Annotated in this window: 20 protein-coding genes; 13 read left to right on the top strand and 7 right to left on the bottom strand. The window is 64.5% G+C overall.

Features of this window, described 5'->3' with window-relative positions; translation table 11 throughout:
* Positions 1 to 24 precede the first annotated feature (24 nt).
* The 4 genes from tssF (at position 25) to VGN93_RS25475 (ending at position 5326) form a co-directional block, all read left to right on the top strand.
* Positions 25 to 1860 carry a type VI secretion system baseplate subunit TssF gene (gene tssF, locus VGN93_RS25490; protein WP_327509772.1) on the top strand — a complete coding sequence of 612 codons (1836 nt, stop codon included), beginning with the start codon at positions 25 to 27 and terminating at the stop codon, positions 1858 to 1860.
* 67 nt (positions 1861 to 1927) lie between these two features.
* Positions 1928 to 3016, top strand: a complete 1089-nt coding sequence (tssG, locus tag VGN93_RS25485) for a type VI secretion system baseplate subunit TssG (RefSeq protein WP_327509771.1) — start codon at positions 1928 to 1930, stop codon at positions 3014 to 3016.
* Positions 3017 to 3024: 8 nt separating this feature from the next.
* Positions 3025 to 4563 carry a class I SAM-dependent methyltransferase gene (locus VGN93_RS25480; protein ID WP_327509770.1) on the top strand — a complete coding sequence of 513 codons (1539 nt, stop codon included), beginning with the start codon at positions 3025 to 3027 and terminating at the stop codon, positions 4561 to 4563.
* Positions 4564 to 4567: 4 nt separating this feature from the next.
* A complete protein-coding gene (locus VGN93_RS25475; RefSeq protein ID WP_327509769.1) occupies positions 4568 to 5326 on the top strand; it encodes a protein kinase domain-containing protein in 759 nt (252 codons plus the stop codon).
* Here VGN93_RS25475 and VGN93_RS25470 read toward each other — a convergent pair.
* From VGN93_RS25470 to VGN93_RS25450, 5 genes are read right to left on the bottom strand one after another with little or no spacing between them, the layout of a single operon-like run.
* Positions 5307 to 5645 carry a slr1659 superfamily regulator gene (locus VGN93_RS25470; protein WP_319312618.1) on the bottom strand — a complete coding sequence of 113 codons (339 nt, stop codon included), beginning with the start codon at positions 5643 to 5645 and terminating at the stop codon, positions 5307 to 5309. The two genes, VGN93_RS25475 and VGN93_RS25470, sit on opposite strands and share 20 nt — an antisense overlap.
* Before the next feature lie 30 nt (positions 5646 to 5675).
* Complete coding sequence (locus VGN93_RS25465; protein ID WP_319312620.1) at positions 5676 to 6224, bottom strand: slr1658 superfamily regulator; 549 nt, start codon at positions 6222 to 6224, stop codon at positions 5676 to 5678.
* A 3-nt stretch (positions 6225 to 6227) separates the two neighbouring features.
* Complete coding sequence (locus tag VGN93_RS25460; RefSeq protein WP_327509768.1) at positions 6228 to 8588, bottom strand: SpoIIE family protein phosphatase; 2361 nt, start codon at positions 8586 to 8588, stop codon at positions 6228 to 6230.
* The gene (locus tag VGN93_RS25455) at positions 8585 to 9763 is read right to left on the bottom strand and encodes a methyltransferase domain-containing protein (protein WP_319312624.1); all 1179 of its coding nucleotides are present in this window, start codon (positions 9761 to 9763) and stop codon (positions 8585 to 8587) included. The genes VGN93_RS25460 and VGN93_RS25455 overlap by 4 nt, the downstream gene beginning before the upstream one ends.
* The gene (locus VGN93_RS25450) at positions 9760 to 10278 is read right to left on the bottom strand and encodes a ubiquinone biosynthesis methyltransferase UbiE (RefSeq protein WP_327509767.1); all 519 of its coding nucleotides are present in this window, start codon (positions 10276 to 10278) and stop codon (positions 9760 to 9762) included. The genes VGN93_RS25455 and VGN93_RS25450 overlap by 4 nt, the downstream gene beginning before the upstream one ends.
* Positions 10279 to 10471: 193 nt before the next feature.
* Here VGN93_RS25450 and VGN93_RS25445 point away from each other — a divergent pair, with 193 nt between their 5' ends.
* The 4 genes from VGN93_RS25445 to VGN93_RS25430 all read left to right on the top strand — a co-directional run bounded on the left by VGN93_RS25445 (position 10472) and on the right by VGN93_RS25430 (position 15330).
* Entirely contained in the window at positions 10472 to 11413 is a 942-nt protein-coding gene (locus VGN93_RS25445) for a PP2C family protein-serine/threonine phosphatase (RefSeq protein WP_327509766.1), read from the top strand.
* A 70-nt stretch (positions 11414 to 11483) separates the two neighbouring features.
* A complete protein-coding gene (locus tag VGN93_RS25440; protein WP_319312630.1) occupies positions 11484 to 12239 on the top strand; it encodes a DUF3365 domain-containing protein in 756 nt (251 codons plus the stop codon).
* On the top strand, positions 12236 to 14956 hold the full coding sequence (locus tag VGN93_RS25435) for a response regulator (RefSeq protein ID WP_327509765.1): 2721 nt from the start codon (positions 12236 to 12238) through the stop codon (positions 14954 to 14956). The genes VGN93_RS25440 and VGN93_RS25435 overlap by 4 nt, the downstream gene beginning before the upstream one ends.
* Positions 14957 to 14958: 2 nt before the next feature.
* On the top strand, positions 14959 to 15330 hold the full coding sequence (locus VGN93_RS25430) for a response regulator (RefSeq protein ID WP_327509764.1): 372 nt from the start codon (positions 14959 to 14961) through the stop codon (positions 15328 to 15330).
* A 1-nt stretch (position 15331) separates the two neighbouring features.
* Here VGN93_RS25430 and lhgO read toward each other — a convergent pair whose 3' ends face one another.
* Positions 15332 to 16528: an L-2-hydroxyglutarate oxidase gene (gene lhgO, locus VGN93_RS25425; RefSeq protein ID WP_414714171.1), complete on the bottom strand. Its 1197-nt coding sequence runs from the start codon at positions 16526 to 16528 to the stop codon at positions 15332 to 15334.
* 23 nt (positions 16529 to 16551) lie between these two features.
* Positions 16552 to 17280, bottom strand: coding sequence for an ABC transporter ATP-binding protein (locus VGN93_RS25420; RefSeq protein ID WP_327509763.1), 729 nt, complete (start codon positions 17278 to 17280; stop codon positions 16552 to 16554).
* A gap of 163 nt (positions 17281 to 17443) precedes the next feature.
* Here VGN93_RS25420 and VGN93_RS25415 point away from each other — a divergent pair, with 163 nt between their 5' ends.
* The 5 genes from VGN93_RS25415 to VGN93_RS25395 all read left to right on the top strand — a co-directional run bounded on the left by VGN93_RS25415 (position 17444) and on the right by VGN93_RS25395 (position 22171).
* Complete coding sequence (locus tag VGN93_RS25415) at positions 17444 to 18640, top strand: ABC transporter substrate-binding protein (protein ID WP_327509762.1); 1197 nt, start codon at positions 17444 to 17446, stop codon at positions 18638 to 18640.
* A 95-nt stretch (positions 18641 to 18735) separates the two neighbouring features.
* Positions 18736 to 19491 carry an ABC transporter ATP-binding protein gene (locus VGN93_RS25410; protein WP_327509761.1) on the top strand — a complete coding sequence of 252 codons (756 nt, stop codon included), beginning with the start codon at positions 18736 to 18738 and terminating at the stop codon, positions 19489 to 19491.
* A gap of 10 nt (positions 19492 to 19501) precedes the next feature.
* Positions 19502 to 20416 carry a branched-chain amino acid ABC transporter permease gene (locus tag VGN93_RS25405; RefSeq protein WP_327509760.1) on the top strand — a complete coding sequence of 305 codons (915 nt, stop codon included), beginning with the start codon at positions 19502 to 19504 and terminating at the stop codon, positions 20414 to 20416.
* Entirely contained in the window at positions 20416 to 21474 is a 1059-nt protein-coding gene (locus tag VGN93_RS25400; RefSeq protein ID WP_327509759.1) for a branched-chain amino acid ABC transporter permease, read from the top strand. The genes VGN93_RS25405 and VGN93_RS25400 overlap by 1 nt, the downstream gene beginning before the upstream one ends.
* A complete protein-coding gene (locus VGN93_RS25395; protein WP_327509758.1) occupies positions 21467 to 22171 on the top strand; it encodes a GntR family transcriptional regulator in 705 nt (234 codons plus the stop codon). Before VGN93_RS25400 ends, VGN93_RS25395 begins: the two co-directional genes overlap by 8 nt.
* The last annotated feature ends 17 nt before the right edge of the window (positions 22172 to 22188 follow it).

The raw sequence follows: 22188 nt of genomic DNA, 5'->3' as shown, positions 1-22188 counted from the left end.
GTTGGAGAGAGGTTCGGCCAGCCCATGTCGGATGATCTGCTCGTCCATTATAACCGCGAACTTCTGAGCATCCGCAGGGCCGCTGCCGCCTTTGCCGCGGAAAATCCGCGCATCGCCGGCCGGTTGCGGCTGTCGGAAGATGCCATCGAGGATCCGCATGTCGGCCGCCTGATCGAGGCCTTCGCCTATCTCACCGCCCGCGTGCGACAGAAGATGGACGACGATTTTCCCGAGCTGACCAATGCCATGCTCGGCATCCTCTATCCGCATTTCGACCGGCCGATCCCCTCCATGTCCATCCTCCAGCTCGATCCGAAGATCGAGCTTCAGGAGCCCCATCACGTACCCGTCGGCACCCTGCTGGATACCGAGCCGGTCGATGGCGAGCGCTGCCGCTTCTCCACCTGTTTCGACGTCACGCTGCACCCGGTCGTGGTGCGTTCGGCGACGCTGACCGGCCGCCCCATCACGGCGCCGGAGACGCCGCAGGCGCACAATGCGGCGGGCTGCCTGCGCCTCACGCTGGAAATGGCCGGCGAGGGCCTCGATTTTTCGAGCTACAATCCCGGCCGCCTTCGCTTCTTCCTGCGCGGCCAGCCACAGCTGGTCTATCCTCTCTACGAGCTTCTCCTGAACGACGCGGTGGCCGTCGCCTTTGCCGAGGGCGCCAACGACCGCAATCCGGCGATGCTCGATGCGTCGGCCCTGTCGCCCGGCGGCTTCGGCCAGGACGAGAGCATGCTGCCCTATCCGCAGGCCTCGCATCCGGCCTACCGGCTGCTCACGGAATATTTCGCGTTCCCGGAAAAGTTCCTGTTCGTCGACCTTGCCTTCCCGGACGCGGCCCGCCTTGCCGGCAAGGGCCGCACGCTCGACGTCTTCATCTATCTCAACCGCTCCGTGCCGAGCCTCGAACGCTCGCTGACGGCCGCCGCCTTCGCGCTCGGCTGCACGCCGATCGTTAACCTGTTTCCGCAAGCGGCGGAACCGATCAAGCTCGACCGGACCGTCACAGAATATCGCGTCGTGCCCGATAGCCGGCGGCTGCATGCGCTTGAAGTCTACAGCATCGAAGCCGTCTCCACGGTGACCGCGGAGGGTGAGGCGCGCGCACTGCTGCCGTTCTACGGCATCCGCCATGGCGCCGATGGCGAGGCGCTGCGCGGCGAGGAGCGGTCGGCCGCCTGGTGGCTCTCCCATCGCCGGCCGGCGGAGGAGGAGAACCCCGGCAGCGAGGTGTTCCTGTCGCTGTCCGACCCGGATTTCAACCCAAAGGCCATTGCCGACGATGTGCTTTCGGTGGAGACGCTCTGCCTCAACCGCAACCGGCCGGAGCGGCTGCCCTTCGGCGGCGGCCAGCCGCAGCTGCGCATGGTCGAGCCGGTGCCGATGGTGAAGACCATGCGTCTCCTCACCGTGCCGACCCCGACGATCCGGCCGCATTACGGCCAGGGCGGGCGCTGGCGGCTGATCTCGCATCTGGCGCTCAACCATCTCTCGCTGGTCTCGGATGGCGGCGTGGAGGCGTTGAAGGAAATCCTGCTGCTCTACGATTTCCGCAATTCCGCCGAAACCCGCGCGCTGATCGACGGCATCACGGCGCTGTCATCGCAAAGCGGTACGGCGCGGGTGAGGAGTTTCGGCCAGAGCGCCTTCTGCCGGGGCGTCGATGTGACGATGACCTTTGAGGAAAGCAACTTCTCCGGCAACGGCGTCTTCCTGATGGCCAGTATCATCGAGCGCTTCCTGGGTCTCTATGCAAGCGTCAATTCATTCTCACGGCTCACCGCCCTGGTGAGGGGGCGAAGCGGAAAGCTGAAGACATGGCCGGCACGGGCAGGCGATCGAATTCTTCTCTAGAGCAATTCCAGCAAAAGTACGCAGCGGTTTTGCGTCCGGAATTGCGGAAAACAAAAGGATAGGGGATTTGCGCATTTCCAGGAAAGGCGGAAATTCTCTGGTCGCGAGCGTCTTCGAGGCGCCGCAGGCTTTCGAGTTCTTCCAGATGGTCCGCCTGCTGGAGGCGCTTGGCGCCGAGGAGGGGCGCGAGGTTTCGCACCGGCCGGTCGATCCGGTCGGGCAGGGCGTCGATCCTGAGCACGCGGCGCTGAAAATCCGCTCGTCGGTGCCGCTCGGCTTCGCTTCGGCCGAAGTGCTTTCCGTGCGCCGGCCGCGCGGTGGCGGGCCGGTCGAGATGACGCAGACGCTGGTGGGCCTCACCGGCCCTTCGGGCGTGCTGCCGCATGCGATGAGCGAACTCGTGCAGGTGAGCGTGCGCGAGCGTAATTTTGCGCTGCGTGAATTCTTCGACGTCTTCAACAATCGGCTTTCCGGGCTGCTTTACAACGCCTGGACAAAATACCGCCCCATCATCGAGCGCGAGCGGGCGGCGCAACTCGGAACCCCCGCCACCATCGACCATGCGCTGAAATCTCTTGTCGGGCTCGGGCTTCCGGCGACGGCCAACCGGACGCATATCGGCGACAACGCCTTCGTCTTCTTCGGCGGCCTGCTCGCCCGGCAGGGCCGGTCCGCGACGGCGATCGAGCGGGCGCTTTCCGGGGCGCTCGGTCATCGGCTGCGCGTCGAGCAGTTCTCCGGCGAGTGGTATCCGATCGCGCCTTCCGATCGCACGCGCCTGCCCGATCGCGCCCAGCCGAAGGGTGCCTTTGCGCGCCTGGGCGACGACGCGGTGATCGGCACGAAGACCTTCGACATTCAGTCCGCCGTGACGATCTGCCTGGAGGCGCTGGATTATCCCGCCTTCCGCTCGCTGCTGCCGGATGGAAAACGCGCGCGCCTGCTGACGGACCTTGCGGCAGGGGCGCTCGGCGCCGACAAGATGTTCAACATCCGCCTGGAGCTGAAGCCCGACCAGGTGCCCGCGCTTCAACTCGGCGGGCATCGCGAGGAGCCGAAGGCGAGCCGGCTCGGCTGGAACACCTGGCTCCAGCCTGCCCGCCCGCGCCAGAAGCCCGCTTCCATCCAATTCCGCCCACCGCCGCATTTGCGCTAGGATTTTTCATGAACGACTGGACCCACGGTTACGTCTCCGACATCGAATATCTGCCCGGGTTCTATGCCGAGCAGACGCCGGCGCATCTGGATGTGGCCTGCCTGCTGCGCGGTGTGGAGCCGCCGGTCGAGGAGGGCGCGCCCTTCGCCTATTGCGAACTCGGCTGCGGGGTGGGCGAGACGGCGCTGACGATCGCGGCGGCCAATCCGCAAAGCAGCGTCTGGGGTTTTGATTTCAACCCGGCCCACATCGCGAGAGGCCGCGCGCTTGCCGAGGCGGGCGGCGTGGGCAATATCCGCCTGGAGGAGGCCTCCTTCGAAGACCTCGCCGATGGCGGCTATGCCGGCCTGCCGATGTTCGATTATATCGCGCTGCATGGCGTCTGGAGCTGGGTCAGCCCGGAAAACCGCGGCCATATCGTCCGCTTCGCCGCGCGGTATCTGAAGCCCGGCGGGCTGCTCTACGTCACCTACAACGCCCTGCCGCGCTGGACGCCATCGACGCCGATGCAGCGGCTGGTCAGCCTTGCCGCCTCGCTCGACAACGATCGCAGCGATCGGCGCGTGCTGCGCGGGCTGGATATGGCGCGTGCCTTTTCCGCCGCCGGCGCCGATATGATCTCGATCGACATGCTCGACCGGCTCGACAAGGAGCGGGCGGAAAGCACCGCCTATCTCAGCCACGAATATCTGAACGCCCATTGGTCGCCCTGCTACCAGATCGACGTGGCGGGGGATCTCGCCGAGGCGAAACTGTCCTTCGTGGCGACGGCCAATCTCTTCGAGAACTATCCGGACCTTTCCATGACGGCCGAACAGCGCAGCCTCGTCGAGGGTTTTCCCGCGGCCTATGCGGAAACTGCCAGGGACTTTTTCCTCGTCCGCAGTTTCCGTCGCGACGTTTATATGCGCGGCGCCCGGCCGATTGCGCCGCGGCGGCTGGAACGGCGGCTTGCGGCCCGCAGGCTCTGCCTCGTCGTGCCGCCTTCGGAGATCAAGCTTGCGGTGAAGGTGCCGGTCGGCGAGGCGACGCTCAACGAGAGTTTCTACCGTCCCGCCCTCGACGCCCTCGTCGAACGCCCGATGACGATCGGCGAGCTCAGGAGCCTGCCGGAGGCGGACGGGTCGAGTGCGACGGAACGCGAGGTTCTGGGCATGCTGATCGGCGCGCGCCAGGCGATGGCGCTACCGAACGCGGTGAGCGAGGAGGGCGTCGCCTCGGTGCGGCGCTACAACCGCGCGCACCTGCGCATCTGCGCCGACGAGGGCCGCGCCGTCTGCGCGTTGGCCGCCGCCGGCCTTGGATCGGGCATCACGGTGCGCCTGTTCGAGATGCTGGCCTACGAGGTGCTGGTCGATGGTGCCGAGCCGGAGGTCGGCGCGGTGACGGCGGCGATCCACGCCCTGCTGCAAGAGCGCGGCGACCGGCTGCGCGATGGCGGCGTGCCGATCGAGGACGAGGCACAGGCGCTGCGCGTCATCCGGGAGAATGTCGAACTGGTCCTCGCCATCGCCCTGCCGATGTGGCGACGGGTCGGCGCGATCTAGCGTCATGGGCGAGGGCGCGCCACCGGTCGGCGAGGTGCTGCGCGGACGCGGCCCCGTCCTCGTCTATCGTTCCCGGATCGGCGAGGGCACGCCCGTCATCGTCAAGCGGATGGTGGAGGCGCAGGACGCTGTGGCCCGCCGCCGGTTCGAGCGGGAACGCCGGTTCGCGCCTCTCCTGCCGCATCCCGCGCTGCCGCGGCTTCTTGCCGAGGGCGACGACTGGATCGCCTTCGAAGCCCTGGAAGATGCGCTTCCCACGCCGCCGATCGCGGCCAGCGCGGTCGGCGCGCTGCTTTGCCGCCTCGCCGACGCACTCGCCTACATCCACGCGCGCGGCGTGGTGCACCGCGACGTGAAGCCCGCCCATGTGCTGTTTCGCGGCGAAACGCCGGTGCTTATCGATTTCGGTATTGCCGGAACGCCCGGCGACGATCTCCAGCATGAAGAACTTTCCGGCACGCCGGCCTGGATGGCGCCGGAGCAGCTTGCGGGCGGTCCTGTCGGGCCGGAAGCCGACCTATGGTCGCTCGCTGTCCTCGGCCTGTTCCTGCTGACAGGGGGAAAACCCTATTCCGGCGATGCGGAGACGGTGCTGCGCCGGCGCATCGCCGGAGAGCAGCCGGCATTCGCGGTTCCTGAGGCGTTGGAACAGGACGAACCCGACCTGCTGCGTCTGCTGCGGGCCGGGTTGGGAGAAGCGACGAAACGTCCGTCCGCCGCCGATTTCGTGCGGCTGCTGGCGATCAGGCGATCACCAGGTTGACGGCGGGGTGCAGCTTCTTGAGGTTGGGCAGGGATTTCGACTGCCACGGAATCTGCGTGCTGCCCTTGACCATCAGGCCGGTGCCCGGCTGCTTGCGCACGTCGATGGTGAATTTTGCGAGCAGGTTGATACCCGAGGAGTTCAGGAATTCGAGCCCGGAAAGGTCGAGCGTGATCGTCTCCGGCTTCTCGTTCAGCACCTGCTGCATGAGTTCGAGGATGGGCGCATAGGCCTCCGTGCCGGAAAGGCGCATGGTGCCTTCGTAATGGATCGCGGACCCCTCGCTCCAGACCCTATATTCGTTCGTTTTGATTTCCATTTTTTGCAATAAACTCCCGGTATTGTCTGCTCAAACGATGTCGAGGGCGGCATAGGTGTCGAGGCGCATGGCGTCCGGCTCTGCCGCCGGTTGAAAACGCCAGCCGAGACGCGCGCCATAGTCGCTCATTAAGGTGAGCAGGCCAAGGCCCGAGCCGCTCGAATGTATGTTCTCCGCATTTTCTTCGATGCGTTCGATGAGAAGCTCGCCCGGATCGCGCGTCGTCAGTTCGGCGAGCAGTGCCTGGAACTTTCCGGCCGTCTCCTGGGTGATCAGGTTGCTGATGCGGATCTCGAAGGAGGCGCCGTCGAGCGAGGCTTCCAGCGTGATGCCGTTGCCGTGGCGGAATTTCAGCGCGTTTTCCAGAAGCTCGTTCGTCAGATAGCCGATTGAGTGGCGTGCCTCGTTATAGTCGCCGCCCTTCACCACCCTTTGCAGGGCGAAGAAATCGCCCAGAAACTCGGAGGTGACGCCGCAATGCTGCCAGGCGAGGTCGAGCGGACCGTCGGCAAGACGGATGCGGTTCTTCAGCGCGCCGGCGCCGTTGGTGAATTCCACCTGTCCGAATGTGGCTTCCATGACCTACCTGTGTTTCATGACGACGAGCGTGATGTCGTCGTGGATCTTCTGCGTGCCGATATGCGCCATGAGATCGGCGATGATGCCGTCCTTGATCTCGTCGGCTGTCTCCCGGCGGCGTTTCTTGGCGCTCTCGCACAGCCGATCGAACCCGAAGAGTTCGCCCCCGGGGCTTTCCGCCTCGGTAACACCGTCCGTATGCAGCACGATGACATCGCCGGTGTCGAACGGGAATTCATGCGTTGCGATGAACGGGCCGATGTCGCTTTCAAGGCCGATCGGGAAGCCGAGGTCGACGGTGTCGATGCGCTCGACCTCGTCATTGTCGCGCAGCACGAGCACTTCCTCGTGCTGGCCCGACAGCGTCATCTTGCGATCCGAGTAGTCGAGGAAGGCGAGCGAGAGATGTTTGTCGGTCTTGGTGCGCTGGATATTTTTGAAGACGGCGCGGTTGAGCACTTCCAGGAATTCGCGCGGGTTCTCGTCGCCCTGTTCCTGAAGCGCGCGCGCTACCGATTGCACCATCAGCATCAGCACGCCGCTTTCAAGCCCGTGTCCCGTCACGTCGCCGATGCCGACCTTCATGCGCCGCTCGTCGTGCAGCACGTCGAAATAGTCGCCACCCACTTCGTCGGCCGGCTCCATGTAGCCGGAAACGTCGATGCCCTTGATCTCGTCGAGTTCGTCGCGCCGCGGCAGCACCATCATCTGGATTTGCCGCGCCACGTCGAGTTCGGCGCCGAGCCGCAGGTTCTCGCTCTTCAGCTTGCGGTTCAGCGCGCTGATTTCGCCATTGGCGGTTTCGAGCGCCTTTGTGCGCTCGTTCACCAGGTTTTCGAGGTTTTCCGTGTGGTAGCTGATCTCTTCCGCCATGCGGTTGAACGCAACGCCCACCGCGGCCACCTCGTCGCGGGCGGGAATGGCCACGCGCACGGAATAGTCCTTGTTCTGGAGGCGCTGGGCAGCGTCCGCCAGCGCCCGAAGCCCGGCGGTGATGCGGCCGGAAATCGCGAAGACGGCGCTGAGCACGACCAGCAGCGACAGGATGACCGTGCCGATCTGCCAGGTCACGACCTGGCGCGTCTCGTCGGAAATGCCCTGCTTGGCTGCAATCAGCGAGGCGTAGATCTCGTGCTCGGGAACCATGAAGCCGAGCGACATGACCTCGCGGGTGACGGGCACCTGTCCGGTATAGAGGTTTTCCGCCTCGAGCTGCTTGAGCAGCACGACATAGGGCACGTCGACGCCGTTCTCCTTCAGCGACAGCCTGGTGATGACGGTCTCCGCGCTTGACGGCATGGCGAGCGAGGCGATGGCCGCCTGATCGCTGTGTGCGAGCCGTCGGTCGAAGCCGCTTTCATTGTTGATCTTGACGCCGAGCGTCTTCTCGCCCTGTTCGGTCACGGCGAGCACGTTGCCGTTCGACATGGTGAGGAAGGCGAAGCCCGTTTCGGCGATCTTGACGCTCTTGACGATGTCGGCAAGCTGGTCGAGCGTCAGGTCGACGCCGACGATGCCGTTCAAGTCTTTTCGGTCCGGCGTCATCAGCGGCTGGAAGAAGCTGACGATGATCTTGCCTGTGATGCCGTCGAGATAGGGCGAGAGCATGGTGATCTTGCTGTCGACCGGACGCTCCGCCGGCGTCGCGAGCCAAGATTGCCAGGTCTCGTAGAGGCCGGGGAAATAGAAGTCCCACCAGTTCGTCTCGTTGTGGCCGGGATAGACCTTGTCGAACACCGAGCCCTGGTCGTTATAGGGTGCCGATCGCAGGATCGGGTTCTGGCGCGGACCGATGTAATACATCTGCAATTTCGGCGGGCCGGCCGAAAGGAAGCTCGGGCCGAAGAGGTCGAAGACGGCGCTTTCGCGCACGGTCTTCAGCGCCTCGGGTGTCGGCTGCTTGTTCTCGTCGAGCAGGTAGCCCCAGACGGTGACGGCGGAGGCTTCGCCGGGCAGGTTCTGCCACCAGTTGCCGGCTTGGTTATAGGCGAGCGCGGTGGTCACCTTGCCGTCGGCTTGCAGCTCCTGGCCGAGCTTTTCGGCGAGTGCGGGATTGTCCATGACGGTCTGCATGGAACCGGCAAGGCCGCTGACTTCGGCGTGGTAGCGGTCGAGCAGCAGGTCGGTGCGCTCGACCGTCGTCCCGATATAGTTCTGCAGATATTCTATGTTCGCCTTTTCGAGGCCGAGGCCGACTTCCTGCATCGCATTGGTGGAAAGACGGTTGACGTTCCATAGAGCGATGCCGCCGGCAAGCAGCAGGTCCACCAGCACGGCGCCGCCCACGACGAGCACGAATTTCGCCCGGAACGAGGTCAGCGAAAAGCCTCGGAGCGACCGGGAGGTTGCTGTAACGTCGCTCATCGGGGCTTGCGCCCCGACGCCACCCAGACCGGCCAGCCGGCATAACCACCGGGATGGAGGGCGGCGGCAATGTGATCTTCGAAGCCGCGGCGAAACTTTTCGACGAAGGCGGCGTCATCACCACGTTTTTCCGACATGCCGCCTGCGAACATTTCCTCCCAAGCCATGATCATGTCGGCGAAGGCCTGTGCGTCGCCGTCGCGATTGGTCACCATGAAGCTCTCGATTCGAAGATCTTCAAGGCCGGCGCGTTGCAGGGCCTGGTAGCTCTTCGGGCCGAATTCCAGGTCCATGTCGAAATCCGCGAAGAGCTTCGAGAGCTGCTCGTAGGTCCACTGGATGGACGGCCCGCGCGGCTCGCCGAGGCACTGGGAGATCTTCTCGTTGGTGACGTAGATGCGTCCACCCGGCTTGCAGATGCGCACGAGTTCGCTGACGATCATTTCCGGCTTGTTGAAGATCTGCAGCGCATGGCGGCAGGAGACGAAATCGAACTGGCCGTCTTCGAGCAGCATTTCGGCGGCGTCGCCATAGATATATTCGATGCCGCCGATGTCGAAGTCGCTGGCCACCTGGCGGGCATAGGCGAGGCTCGACTTGGAATGGTCGAGCGCCACGATGCGCGACGGCGCGAATTCCTTGGCGACCAGCATAGCGAAATCGCCGATGCCGCAGCAAATGTCGGCCATGGTCATGCCGGGTTCCAGCCCATGGCGCGGCAGGATGGCGCGTTCGTGTTTCCAGGTGAGCTTCGTCTGGGTGCGCAGCACCGGCACGAAACCGCCTTCTTCGAGGAAGGCCTGGCCGGGATAGAACTCGCTGTCATATTCCTCGACGACGATTTTCGGGTGCATCGCGGCCAGCGTGCCGAATTTCTTCGTCGACCAGCCGATCACGCTCGACGTCACGATGGTGATCTTGATGTCCGGCCGCTCATCCGCCGCCTTCAGAAGCGCGCCGGCGAGCGTGTGGAACGCCACGTTGTTGAGGCGCACGAGACGCTTCACATTGACGTAGAACGTGCCCCGGATCGAGGCGATGGACGTTTCCAGGAGCTTGACGCAATCCGCCATCTCGGCGGCGCGCTGCGGGCGCATCGAGCCGGCAAGCGCGAGTTCCTGGTTGTTCTGGTCGAAGGAGACCTTGTAGGTCCGGACAAGCTGTTCGGAGATCATGGAGCACTGGCCTCGAGCGTGAGTTCGGCGATGAGACGGATGGCGTTTCCGTCCGCTGGTTCGATGGAGAAACGGGCGGCATAGTCGACGGCAAGCTCGAGCAGGCCGATATTCGGCTGCAACGGCCCTTCGGAAAACAGCGCCTTGTGATAACGCGGCGAGACGTCGCCTCCGTTGAGGATGACGACCGCGTCCCGGTAAAACTGTTCCGTTTCCGCATCGACCGGGATGGTGAGGGCGATCCGGTCGCTGGCGCCGCTACGCGACACCGAGCAGACGAAGCTGCCGGTCGGCGCATGCAGGCGGTAGACGGTTTCCAGAAGCTCGTTCAGCGCCGAAGAAAACAGGTTGGAATAGAGTAGCGAATCGCTGCGGTTATGGCTGATCATGCGCGCGAAATAGGTCGACAGCCGGTCGCAATAGGCCCAATTGGAGGTGAATCCTCCCATGTCCATGTCGAATTCCAGAAGCAGCGCGTGATCGCCTGCCTCTTTCTGCCCTGCCCCCAGATCCATTCGCCCCTGCCTTATGATTTCGTAAGCGGGATTGCGGCCGCGCGCTTACATATCTTTCCGGAAAAACCTAAACTATGTAATGTCCGAAGTGCGGGCGATACGCATGGCCGCCAGCGGAGGTCGACGTAAGCGATATGATATCGCGGGTTGCGCCGTCCCCTCCGAACTCAAGAAGGAAGCTTTCCATAGAATCATGAACGATTTGTCAAACTCAACCGTTGCTTCTTCAGCAACCCCTGCGGGCGATGACGCCGCGGAACTTGCCCGGGTACGCCACGATTTCGCACAGCTCCAGGAGGAATATGACGACCTGAAGCTGCTCTACGAGGCGATGATCGAACATGGCGAGGCTGTGGAAGACCAGCTGGCCGAACAGAATCTGCTGCTGGAACGCACGCGGGCGCGGCTCGACGAGGAGTTGAACGACGCCGGCCGGTACGTGTTCTCCATCCTGCCCGACAAGCGCGTTGCAGCGCCCGCGACCGACTGGCTGCTGGTGCCCTCCACCGAACTCGGCGGCGATTCCTTCGGCTACCACCAGATCGACAACGACCATTTCGCCATCTACCTGCTGGATGTCTGCGGCCACGGCGTTGGCGCAGCCCTGCTTTCCGTTACCGTTATCAATGTGTTGAGGGCGTCCGCTCTTTCGAATGCGGATTTCCGTGATCCCTCCACGGTCCTGAAGGCGCTCAACGACACGTTCCCGATGGAAAAGCAGAACAACATGTTCTTCACCATCTGGTACGGCGTCTACAAGGCGAGCACCGGGGAGTTGCGCTATGCGACGGGCGGACATCCGCCGTCGATCCTGCTGCGCGGCGCGAACCGGCCGGAAGGTACGCCGTCGCGCGAACTGCTGATCACCGTCGGCGGCGTCGCGATCGGCGCGCTTTCGGAGATGGACTACGACAGCGACGTCACGCATGTTTTCCCGGGTGATCGACTGCTCGTTATTAGTGATGGAACATTTGAGGTGAATGGTCCCGGCGACGAGATGCTGAGCGTCGAGGCGCTGGCCGACCATGCGGAGAAGGAAGGCTGTGGCCCCAGGGACGTTCTTGCCTGGGTGCGCTCGTTCAACGCGGAGGGCCCGCTGCCGGACGACTTCTCGCTGCTCGAAATCCGGTTCTGATCGGATCAATTGCCGGTTGCCGGAGAGCTGAATTCCGCTATCTTTGCAGCATGCTGGAGGAGGATTGCTCATGGTCTCGTTCATGAAATGCGGCCTGGCCGCGCTCTTGGTTCTCCAGCTGCTGTCCGGTAGCGCTGCGGCGGCCGAAGCGGCGCCGGCTGACCTCGCGATCGCGCGCAGCCTCGCGACCATGCTGCAATCCGCCCGCGCGGTGATTTCCGTCAACCAGGAGCGGATCAACGATCCGGCACTCGGCGACAAGGGGCTGACGGGCGCGGCCGTCTTGGAAAAGGCCATCGCCAACTACACGCAGGCCACCGGCCGTGACCCGAACACCATCGATCCGGCCTCCTATGAGGGACGGCTCATCCGGGCGCAGATGGACGCGGTGGTCGAGGTGATGGACGCCAACCAGGCGACGATCAACGCAAAGGGCGAAGGCTTCAAAGGCTTCATCCCCGCCACCTTCACGCGGCTGGTCACCGAAGCCTTCCAGGCCCGCGTCGGCGAGGAGGCGAGCATCAAGTTCACCGCGCCGCCCGTGCTGATCCGCAACCGCAAGGCCCGGCCGGACACCTTCGAGGCGGCGGCGATCCGCGATTATCTGGACGCCGCCGACTGGCCGAAGGGCCAGATCTATTCGGCGCTGGTTTCCGAGAGCGGCGGCGAGCGGGCGCGCATCATGGTGCCCGAATATTACGTGCCGTCCTGTCTCACCTGTCACGGCGACCCGGCCGGCGAACTCGACATCACCGGCTACCCGAAGGAAGGCGCGCATGAGGGCGATCTGGGTGGCGTGATCAGCATCGGGCTCATCCCGCAATGAGCAGCGCCGCCTTCTTCTCGCCGCGGCGACTGTCGATCCGGCTGCGGCTGATCATCCTCGCGGCGGTGCTGCTTCTCGCCATGCTCGGCAGCAGCCTGTTCACCCGCGGCGAACTGTTCCGCGCGCTGGAATCCGGCGACGAGGCCAATCGCATCGCGCAGATCAGCACGCTGTCCGATGACGTGCGCGAAGCGTTCAACAGCCTGCGCTACTGGCAGACCGACCTTGCCGTCAGCCTCCTCACGCTGGCCGAAACCCGCGCCGAGGAAGCCCGCACCCGCCTTCGCGAGCGGCTCGACAAGCTGGCCGAGCACCGGCCGACCGAGGCGGCGGCGATACGTGAGGGGGTCGACCGGTTCGACGCGCTCGCCAACCAGGCGGTTGAGGCCTATACGGACGACCAGCGGGTGATCGGCAACACCCGCTTCGCCGAGGCGCGGCGCTACGGCATCAGCGTCGAAGAAAACCTCGCCGCCCTGCAGGCCGATCTCGCCCGCCAGTCCGGCACCGCGCGCGCCAACATCCTGCGGCAGTTCGAGCGGGCCTCCAATGTGGCCTCGCTGCTTTCCGCCATCGCCGCCATCATCGGCACCGCGCTCACCGTCGTCATCCTCGGATCGATCCTGAAGCCGCTCGGCGAGATCGTTTCGGCCGTGCGGGGGCTGACCGCCGGCGATGCCGAGGTCGTCGTGCCGCAGGCCGGCGGCGACGAACTCGGCAAGGTCAGCGAGGCCCTGCAACTCCTCAAGGAGAACCAGGGCGAGCGCGACCGCCTGACCCGCGCGGCCGAGCACCAGCGTAAAACCCTTGTCGACGCCATAGAGAGTATCGACGAAGGGTTCACGCTCTACGGCCCCGAAGGACGCCTGCTGATCATGAACCAGCGCTTTCGCGACATGCACCCCGTGCACACCGAAATGGTGGCGGGCACGTCGACGTTCCGCGACGTCATCGAAGCCGCCGGGCGCCACGTCGTCGAACTCGACCGGCCCTTCGACGAATGGCTCGCCTCCCGGCTCTCCCTGCACGATCACAGCGCCACCCGCGTTACGCCCTTCAAGGACGGCCGCTGGATGCAGGTCAGCGAGCGGCGCACCCATGAAGGCGGCTTCACCGTCGTCTATGTCGACATCACCGAGCTGCGCCAGCGCCAGCACGAGCTGGAACTCGCGCGCGACGAGGCGCAGCGGGCGACGCAGGTGAAATCCGAATTCCTCGCCAATATGAGCCATGAGCTGCGCACGCCGCTCAATGCCATCATCGGCTATGCGCAGATCCTCCAGGAGGATGCCGAGGATACCGGCCAGACCGAATCGCTGCCCGACCTCAAGAAGATCGAGAGCGCCGGCAACCACCTGCTCGGCCTCATCAACGGCATTCTCGACCTGTCGAAGATCGAGGCGGGTCGCATGGAGGTCTACCGCGAGCGCTTCGATGTCGGCGCGCTGATGAACGACGTGGCCTCGCTGATCCGCCCGCTTGCGGCCAAGAACGACAACAATTTCGTGGTCGATTGCCCGGACGATATCGGCACGATCGAGACCGACGTCACCAAGGTCAAGCAGGCGCTGCTCAACCTTTTGAGCAATGCCTGCAAGTTCACCGAAAAGGGCACGGTTTCGCTCGCCGTCACGCGGCAGGGCAACGGCGCGGACCGCCTGCTGGTGATGACCGTCACGGATACCGGCATCGGCATGAACGAGGAACAGCTCGGCCGGCTCTTCCAGGCGTTTTCCCAGGCGGACAGCTCGACGTCCCGCAAATTCGGCGGCACCGGGCTGGGTCTCGCGATCAGCCGCAGCTTCGCGCAGATGCTCGGCGGCGACCTGACAGTCGAAAGCCAGCCGGGCGAGGGCTCCCGCTTCATCTTCGTCCTGCCCGATCCGGAGGAGGCGGCAGCAGGCGCGGAGATGGCCGAGGGCGACGACCTGTCGGCGTCAAAGCCGGAGCAGAGCGAGCGGCGCGCCGTGCTTGTCGTCGATGACGACGAGGCGTCGCTCAACATCATCGGCTCGCACCTGAAGCGCGAGGGGTATCGCGTGCTGTATGCCGGTGCCGGGGAACAGGCGCTGGAGATGGCGCGCAAACACCGCCCGGCCGCCATCACGCTCGATATCCTGATGCCGCAGATGGACGGCTGGTCGGTGCTCGTCGCGCTGAAGTCCGATCCGGATCTCGCCGCTATCCCCGTCGTAATCGTCAGCATCAGCAACGAGAAGGCGCTCGGCTTCACGCTCGGCGCCGCCGCCATGCTCACCAAGCCGGTCGATCGCGGCGAACTCAGCGATTTCATCGCCCGCATCACCGGCGGCAGCCAGGGCGGAACGGTGCTCGTCGTCGAGGACGACCAGGCGACGCGGCTCCTCATCCAGCGCACCGTCGAGCGGCTCGGGCGCGCCGTCGCGCTCGCGGAGAACGGCCGCCAGGGCATGGCCTGGCTTGCCGCCAACGAGCCGCCGATCGCCATTCTGCTCGACCTGCAGATGCCGGAAATGAACGGCTTCGAGTTCCTCGCGGCCCTGCGCGACCGGGAGGAATGGAACGCAGTGCCGGTGCTCGTCGTTACCGCGAAACATCTCTCCAATGCGGAACGCGATCTGCTCAGCGCCCGTACGACGCAGATCATCGGCAAGGGCAAGGGCGCGCATATCGAACTCACGCAGGCGCTTCGCGACGTCATCATCTCGGGCGCGCCGAAAGGGACCGGGAATCCATAGAGATGGTGAAGATCCTGCTTGTCGAAGACAATGAAATGAACCGCGACATGCTCTCGCGGCGGCTGGAACGCCGGGGCTACGAGGTCATCTTCGCCCATGACGGCGAAGAGGCCGTCGCGCGGGTGGAAGCCGACGCGCCCGATCTCGTCCTGATGGACATCGGCCTGCCCGGCATCGACGGCTGCGAGGCGACGCGCCGCATCCGCAGCGGCCCCGCCGGCACGGGCCTCCCCATCATTGCCCTCACGGCCCACGCCATGAATGTTGACGAAGCCCGCGCCCGCGAAGCCGGCTGCAACGATTTCGACACCAAGCCGATCGACCTGCCGAGGCTGATCGGCAAGATCGAAAAGCTCCTACCGGGTGCAGGCTGACCTACGGTCCCTTGTTTGCCATGCGTTCGACGATCATGTCTGCGATCGGGATCGCCGAGGTGGCGGCGGGCGAGGGGGCGTTGCAGACGTGCAGCATGCGATCGGTCTGCGCGAAGAGGAAATCGTGGATCAGGGCGCCGTCCTTGCGCACGGCCTGGGCGCGGATGCCGGCTTCGTGTGGCAGCAGGTCGGCAAGCTCGAGGCTCGGGCAATATTTCCGGCATTCTTCCAGGTAGCCTGGTTTCCAGAGCGAGTTGCGCAGCTCGGTGACTGCCGATTTTCGGTTGGCGAACACGGTTTTCCAGAAACCGGGAAACAGTGCGTAGTCGGCCATGTCGGCGACATTGACGGAAAGGCGTGGGTAGCCCTCGCGGGCAAAGCCGATCACGGCATTCGGCCCGACCGTCACGCTACCGTCGATCATCCGGGTCAGGTGTACGCCGAGGAAGGGCAGGGCAGGATCCGGGACGGGATAGATCAGATGGCGGACGATGTCGTTCTTCAACGCCGGCAGGCGATAATATTCGCCGCGGAAGGGGACGATGCGATGCTCGATCGAAAGCCCGGCGAGCACGGCCAGCCGGTCCGACTGGAGACCGCCGCAGACCACCAGCTTTTTCGCCTGCCAGCTTTCTCGGGCCGATGCGATATCGACGGAATCGATGGATTCGCGGATTCCGGTGATGCGCGTCGAAAGGCGAATGTCGCCGCCGAGCGCCTTGATGCGCTGTCCCATGGCCTGGCAGACTTCGGCATAGCTCACGATGCCGGTCGAGGGCACGAACAGCGCGCCGCGGCCGCGGATGTTCGGCTCCCGCTCCTTCAACTCGCCCTCGCTGATGCGCTGGACCTCGATCGTGTTCTGTTTCGAGCGTTCGTAGAGCGCTTCCATGCGCTCCACTTCGAGCGCGGAGGTGGCGACGAGCAGCTTGCCGCAGACCTCGAAGCGGATGTCGTTCTCCAGGCAGAAGGCCTTGGTGGCTTCGGCGCCCTTGCGGCAGAGCTCGGCCTTCAGGCTGCCCGGCGGATAGTAGATGCCGGCATGGATGACGCCGCTGTTGTGGCCGGTCTGGTGCTTGCCGAGCGCGTCCTCCTTTTCGATGAGGATCAGGCTGCTGCCGGGCCGACCTTCCAGAAGCCGCATGGCCGTCGCCAGCCCGACGATGCCGCCGCCGATAACGCAATAATCGAAAATCATCTGTCCTGCCCCTGCCTGCCCGATTATGCGCCCGCAGCCTGGCGTTCGCCATAGCCGAAATAGGCCTCTTCCAGCGCGTGGCCGTCGGCAAGCTCGTTTGCCGGACCCTCCAGCGCCACATGGCCGTTGCGCAGCACGTAGATGCGGGAGGCAAGGTCGAGAATGCGGGCGGTGGATTGTTCGACGACGAGCAGCGTCAACCCGTCGGCATTGAGCTGGCGGAGGCTGGCATAGACCTGGTCGATGACGAGCGGTGCAAGGCCGAGCGAGGGTTCGTCGATCATCATTAGCGACGGGCGTTGCAGGATGGCGCGGGCGATGGCGAGTTGCTGTTGTTCGCCGCCGGAGAGGTGGCCGGCAACGCCGCGATAGCGGGCCTTCAGGATCGGGAAGATAGCCAACACACGCTCCAGATCGGCGGCGGCCTCCGCCTTGTCCTTGCGGATCATGCCGCCGAGCAGCAGGTTTTCCTGAACCGTCAGCGTGCGAAAAATGCTGCGGCCTTCCGGCACCAGTGCCAGGCCCTTGCGGCACAATTTTTCCGGAACCTGGCCGGCGATGGCCTCGCCATTGAAGGTGAGCGTGCCTCCCGTGGGCGCCATGAGCCCGGAGATCGTCTTCAAAAGCGTGGATTTGCCGGCGCCGTTGGGGCCGACGACGAAGACGATCTCGCCTTTCTTGACCTCGAGATCGATCGATTTCAGGGCCGTAAGCCGGCCGTAGCCGGCGGAGAGGCCGCGGATTTCAAGCATGTCGTTCCCCTTTAGCGCGGTCGAGGCCGTGGATCGAAATCGGAAGGGCTCGCCGTTTTTTGCCGTTGACAAAAAAAATCTAACCCGCATTCTGTCTTCTGTCCACAGAGGACTATGTGCAAAAATTATGGCGGTGCATCGTTCATCGCCAAGGGGAACGACGATGAAACCTGTTGCTGTGGCCGCCTCGGCCGCAATCGCCTTTCTGTTGCCTTTGACCAGCGTGCGAGCGGAAGAGCCGATCAAGATCGGCTTCGCCATCGCGGAATCCGGCTGGCTTTCCAACTACGACAGCGCGCCCTTCAAGGCGGCCGTCATGAAGATCGAGGAGATCAACAAGGCCGGCGGCCTCCTGGGTCGCCAGATCGAATATTCCGTCATGGACACCAAGACGGAGCAGGCCCGCGCCGCGACTGTCGGCGCACAGCTCGTTGACGGCGGCGTCGACATGCTGGTCGTCTCCTGCGACTACGATTTCGGCGCACCCTCGGCGCTCGCCGCCAAGCAGGCCGGCAAGATCGCCTTCAGCCTCTGCGCGGCCGATCCGAAGATGGGCGTGCAGGGCGTCGGCCCGCTCGCCTTCACCGCCAACAGCGCGGCCCAGTCGGAAGGCATCGCCATTGCCGAATACGGCAACAAGAAAATGAACCTGAAGTCGGTCTATGTGCTGGAAGACCTGACGATCGAATACAACAAGTCGGCCTGCGCCGGTTTCCGCGCGGCCTGGACTGCAAGCGCCGGCGCGGAGACGATCCTCGGCAACGACACGTTCAAGAATGACGACCCGTCGATCGCCTCGCAGATCACCCGCCTCAAGGGTCTGGCGACGCAGCCGGATGCCGTCTTCGTCTGCTCCTTCACGCCGGGCGGCGCTTCGGCCGTGCGCCAGCTGCGCGCCGCCGGCATCGATCTGCCGATCCTCGCCAACACGGCCATGGTCGACAATTACTGGCTGAACGCCGTGCCGGGCCTCAAGGATTTCTACCTGCCCGCCTTCATGTCGCTTTACGGCGATGATCCGCGCCCGGAAATGAACAAATTCCTCGAAAGCCACAAGGCGCGTTACGGCGAGCCGCCGGTCTCCTCCTATTCGGTTCTCGGCTATAGCCTCATCGAGCAGTGGGCCTATGCGGTCGAGCAGGCGAAGACGACCGAATCCGAAGCCGTGGTCGGTGTCATGAACACCTTCAAGGACCAGCCGTTCACGGCAGGCCCCACCTCTTTCACCGACCAGCTGCATATCCAGGTCGACCGGCCCTGGCTGATCATGAAGGTCGAGAACGACTCCTTCCGCGCCGTCGAGGTGTACCGGAATTCGTTCAAGCCCGACATGAAGCTCCTGTTCCGCGTCGGTCAGTAACCGACAGCGATCCGCCGGCCGCATGGCGGTGCGGCTGGCGGAACCAAATCTCCTGAAAAATTTGTAGCCGAGCTTACGGATAGGTCTCGCCCGATATGTCACGTCCATTGAAAGAAAGGCTGGAAGCCCGCGGCGTTGCCGTTGCCTTTGGCGGCATCCGGGCCTTGAGCGGGGTCGACCTCGAACTCCGGCGCGGCGAAGTGCTCGGCCTCATCGGCCCGAACGGCGCCGGCAAGACGACCATGGTCAATGTGCTGAGCGGCTTCCAGCGGCCGACCAGCGGCAGCATCCAGCTTGACGGCATCGATGTTTCGAAGCTCACGGCCCGCAAGATCGCCCAGGCCGGTGTCGGCCGCAGCTTCCAGGCGGCTCGGCTTTTCCGGGCGATGACGGTGGAGCAGAACCTTTCGGTCGCCGCGATCGGCAGCGGTCTTTCACGCAAGGCGGCCCGGGAGCAGGCGCTGGAAATCCTCGACTGGATGGGTCTCGCCAAAAAGGCCGATCATCGCTGCGACAGCCTTTCCTATGGTGACGAGCGGCGTGTCAGCATTGCCCGGGCACTCGCCTTGCAGCCGTCCTTCGCGCTGCTCGACGAGCCGGCTTCCGGCATGAACGACGCGGAATGCGAGGCGCTGATGGAGGTCATCGCCGAACTGCCGGCGCGTTTCGGCTGCGGCGTGCTGCTGATCGAACACAATATGAAGGTGATCATGGGCGTCTGCCAGCGCATCCATGTGCTCGATGGCGGCCAGAGCCTCGCCGAGGGCACGCCGCAGGACATCCAGAAAAACCCCGCCGTCCGCCGCGCCTATCTGGGCGAAAAGGCGACCGACAGCACCCTCGCGATCTAGGACCGCACGCATGGCCAACATCGTTCAAGTTCTCGTCGATGCCATCGCGCTGGGCAGCCTCTATGCTCTCGTCGCACTGGCGATCGGCCTCGTCTTCGGCGTCATGCGGCTTATTAACTTCGCGCAGGCCGACTACATAACCATCGGCGCCTATGCGCTGGTGGTGCCGACGGCGAGCGTCGCACCGCCGTTGCTTCTGGGCGCATTGCCCTCCGCGCTCATGATCGGCGGCGTGCTGGTCGTCGTGGTCGTGCTGGCCCTCCTGACGGAACGCGTCGCCTTCCGGCCGCTGCGCAATTCCAATCCGTCGACGCTGCTCATCTCCTCCTTCGCCGTCAGCTATTTCCTGCAGAACCTCCTCATGCTCATCCATACCGGCCGGCCGAAATCGGTCGGCATCGGGCAGGGCCTTGCCAATGCGGTGGAGATCTGCGGCGTGCGCGTTCCGGGCATCCAGCTCCTGACCATGGCCGTCACGGCCGGCCTGCTCGTCGCGCTGGTGCTCTTCCTCAAGAAGACGCCGCTCGGCATCCAGATGCGGGCTGCGGCGGAGAATTTCCAGATGGCCCGCCTGCTCGGCATGCCGGCAAACCGGGTGATCGCGCTTGCCTTCGCCATCTCCGGCCTGCTCGGCGGCGCGGTCTCGCTGCTCTTGACGATCCAGACGGGCACGCTCGACCTGCGCATGGGGCTTATGCCCGTCGTCTACGCCTTCTTCGCCACCGTCATCGGCGGCATGGGTTCGCTGCCGGGTGCAGCGCTCGGCGGCTTCGTGGTCGGTGTCGCCAGCGTGCTCTTGCAGACCTATCTGCCGGCGGATCTGCGCCCCTTCCGCGATGCCGGCGTGTTCGGCCTCGTCATCCTGATCCTCCTCGTCCGTCCGCAGGGCCTGATCGTCACCAGCGCCGCCAAGGAGCGCGTATAATGAAGAGCGATACCATGTCCTTCGCAACGATCGGCCGGTTCTGGTTTCCGGTGCTGGCCCTCGTCGTGCCGCTTGCGCTGATCGTTGTCTTGACGGGCCAGTTCGGTGGCCTGTCCATCCAGCGCACCGTCATCGAGATGCTGATCAGCATCGTCATCGTCGTCGGGCTCTATGTCTTTGTCGGCAATTCCGGCATCATCTCCTTCGGCCATGCCACCTTCATGGCGATCGCCGCCTATGCGTCCGCCTGGCAGACCTGCTGCGAGATGCTGAAGCCGATTACCATGTCGGGCCTGCCGCCCTTCCTGCGCGACCAGAGCATTCCGCTGCTGCCGTCGGCCGTGGTCTCGGTGCTGCTCGCCGGCGGTGCCGCCTTCCTCACCGGCCTCGTCATCATGCGGCTCACCGGTCTGGCGGCGTCGATCTCCACGCTTGCCGTGCTCTTCATCCTGAACGTCGTCTATTCCAACTGGGACAGCGTCACGATGGGCTCGGCCTCGATCGTCGGCCTGCCGACCTATGTTACGGCCTGGCTGGCGCTCGGCTGCGCGGTGTTCGCCATCGTCATCGCCTATCTCTATCAGACGTCCGCTTTCGGCCTGGCGATCCGGGCGACGCGCGAAGACGAGGTCGCGGCCGCAGCGTCGGGCATCTCGCTCTACTGGTCGCGGCTGATCGCCTTCACGCTTTCGGGCTTCATGGTCGGCCTCGGCGGGGTGCTGCAGGCGCACTACCTCGGCACGGTGTCGATCAACAGTTTCTTCCTGAGCTTCACCTTCCTGGCGCTCGCCATGCTCATCGTCGGCGGCATGGGCAGCCTTGCCGGCGCGGTTGTCGGCGTCGTCGTCATCACGGCGATGGTCGATATCTTCCGTCGCCTCGAGGGCGGGATTTCGATCGGCGGCGAGCAATGGTCGCTGCTTGCGGGCACGCAGGAGCTTATCATCGCGGCCTTTATGCTGTTGATACTGGTCTTCCGCAAAGACGGAATCATGGCAGGGCGAGAAATAGGCCTGCCGCAGCAGGCACAGCGCGAGGAGGGGCTCATCAATGGCTAACAATCTACTTTTCAATACAGACGAACCGGTCGGCATCATCGACCACCGGATGCTGTCCGATCAGGTTTCGACCTTTCTCGTGCGCGAACTGATCTTCGGCAGGCTCCAGCCCGGCCAGCGCATCAACGAGGCGGAGCTCGCCCGCCAGCTCGGCATCAGCCGCAATCCCATCCGCGAGGCCATCCGCCGGCTGGAGGAGCGCGGCCTGCTCGTCGCGGTTCCCCGCAAGGGCACCTTCGTGCGCACCTTCCTGCACAGCGATATCGACGAGATCTTCTCCTTCCGCGTCGTCGTCGAGCGCTTTGCCGTCGAGCAGGCGCTGCCGCAGATGACCGACGCCGACATCGAGCGCATTGCCGGCTTCGTCGATGCGATGGTGACGGCCGCCAATGCCAATGACGAGATCGCGCTGGTCGAAAACGACCTCGCCTTCCACCTCGAAATCTGCCGGCTTTCGAAGAACCGCCAGACGCTGCACGCCTTCACCAACATCCAGGCGGAAGTGCAGATGCTGATCACCATGGCCGAGCGCCAGTTCGAAAGCCAGATGGCGGCTGCCGTCGATCACTGGCCGGTCGTCGAGGCGCTGCGCACCCGCAATTCCGAAAAGGCGATGGACGCCATCCGCGATCATATCCGCGATTCCTGGCGCCACCTGCTTGTAGCTTACGAACGGGACAAACCCCGCTCGTCCTGACCCTATCCATGAGAAAA

The organism is Shinella sp. (assembly GCF_035998705.1).
Classification (GTDB): Bacteria; Pseudomonadota; Alphaproteobacteria; order Rhizobiales; family Rhizobiaceae; genus Shinella.
Note: the sequence above shows the minus strand (reverse complement) of the source record. Positions and strands in the feature narration are given on the sequence as shown.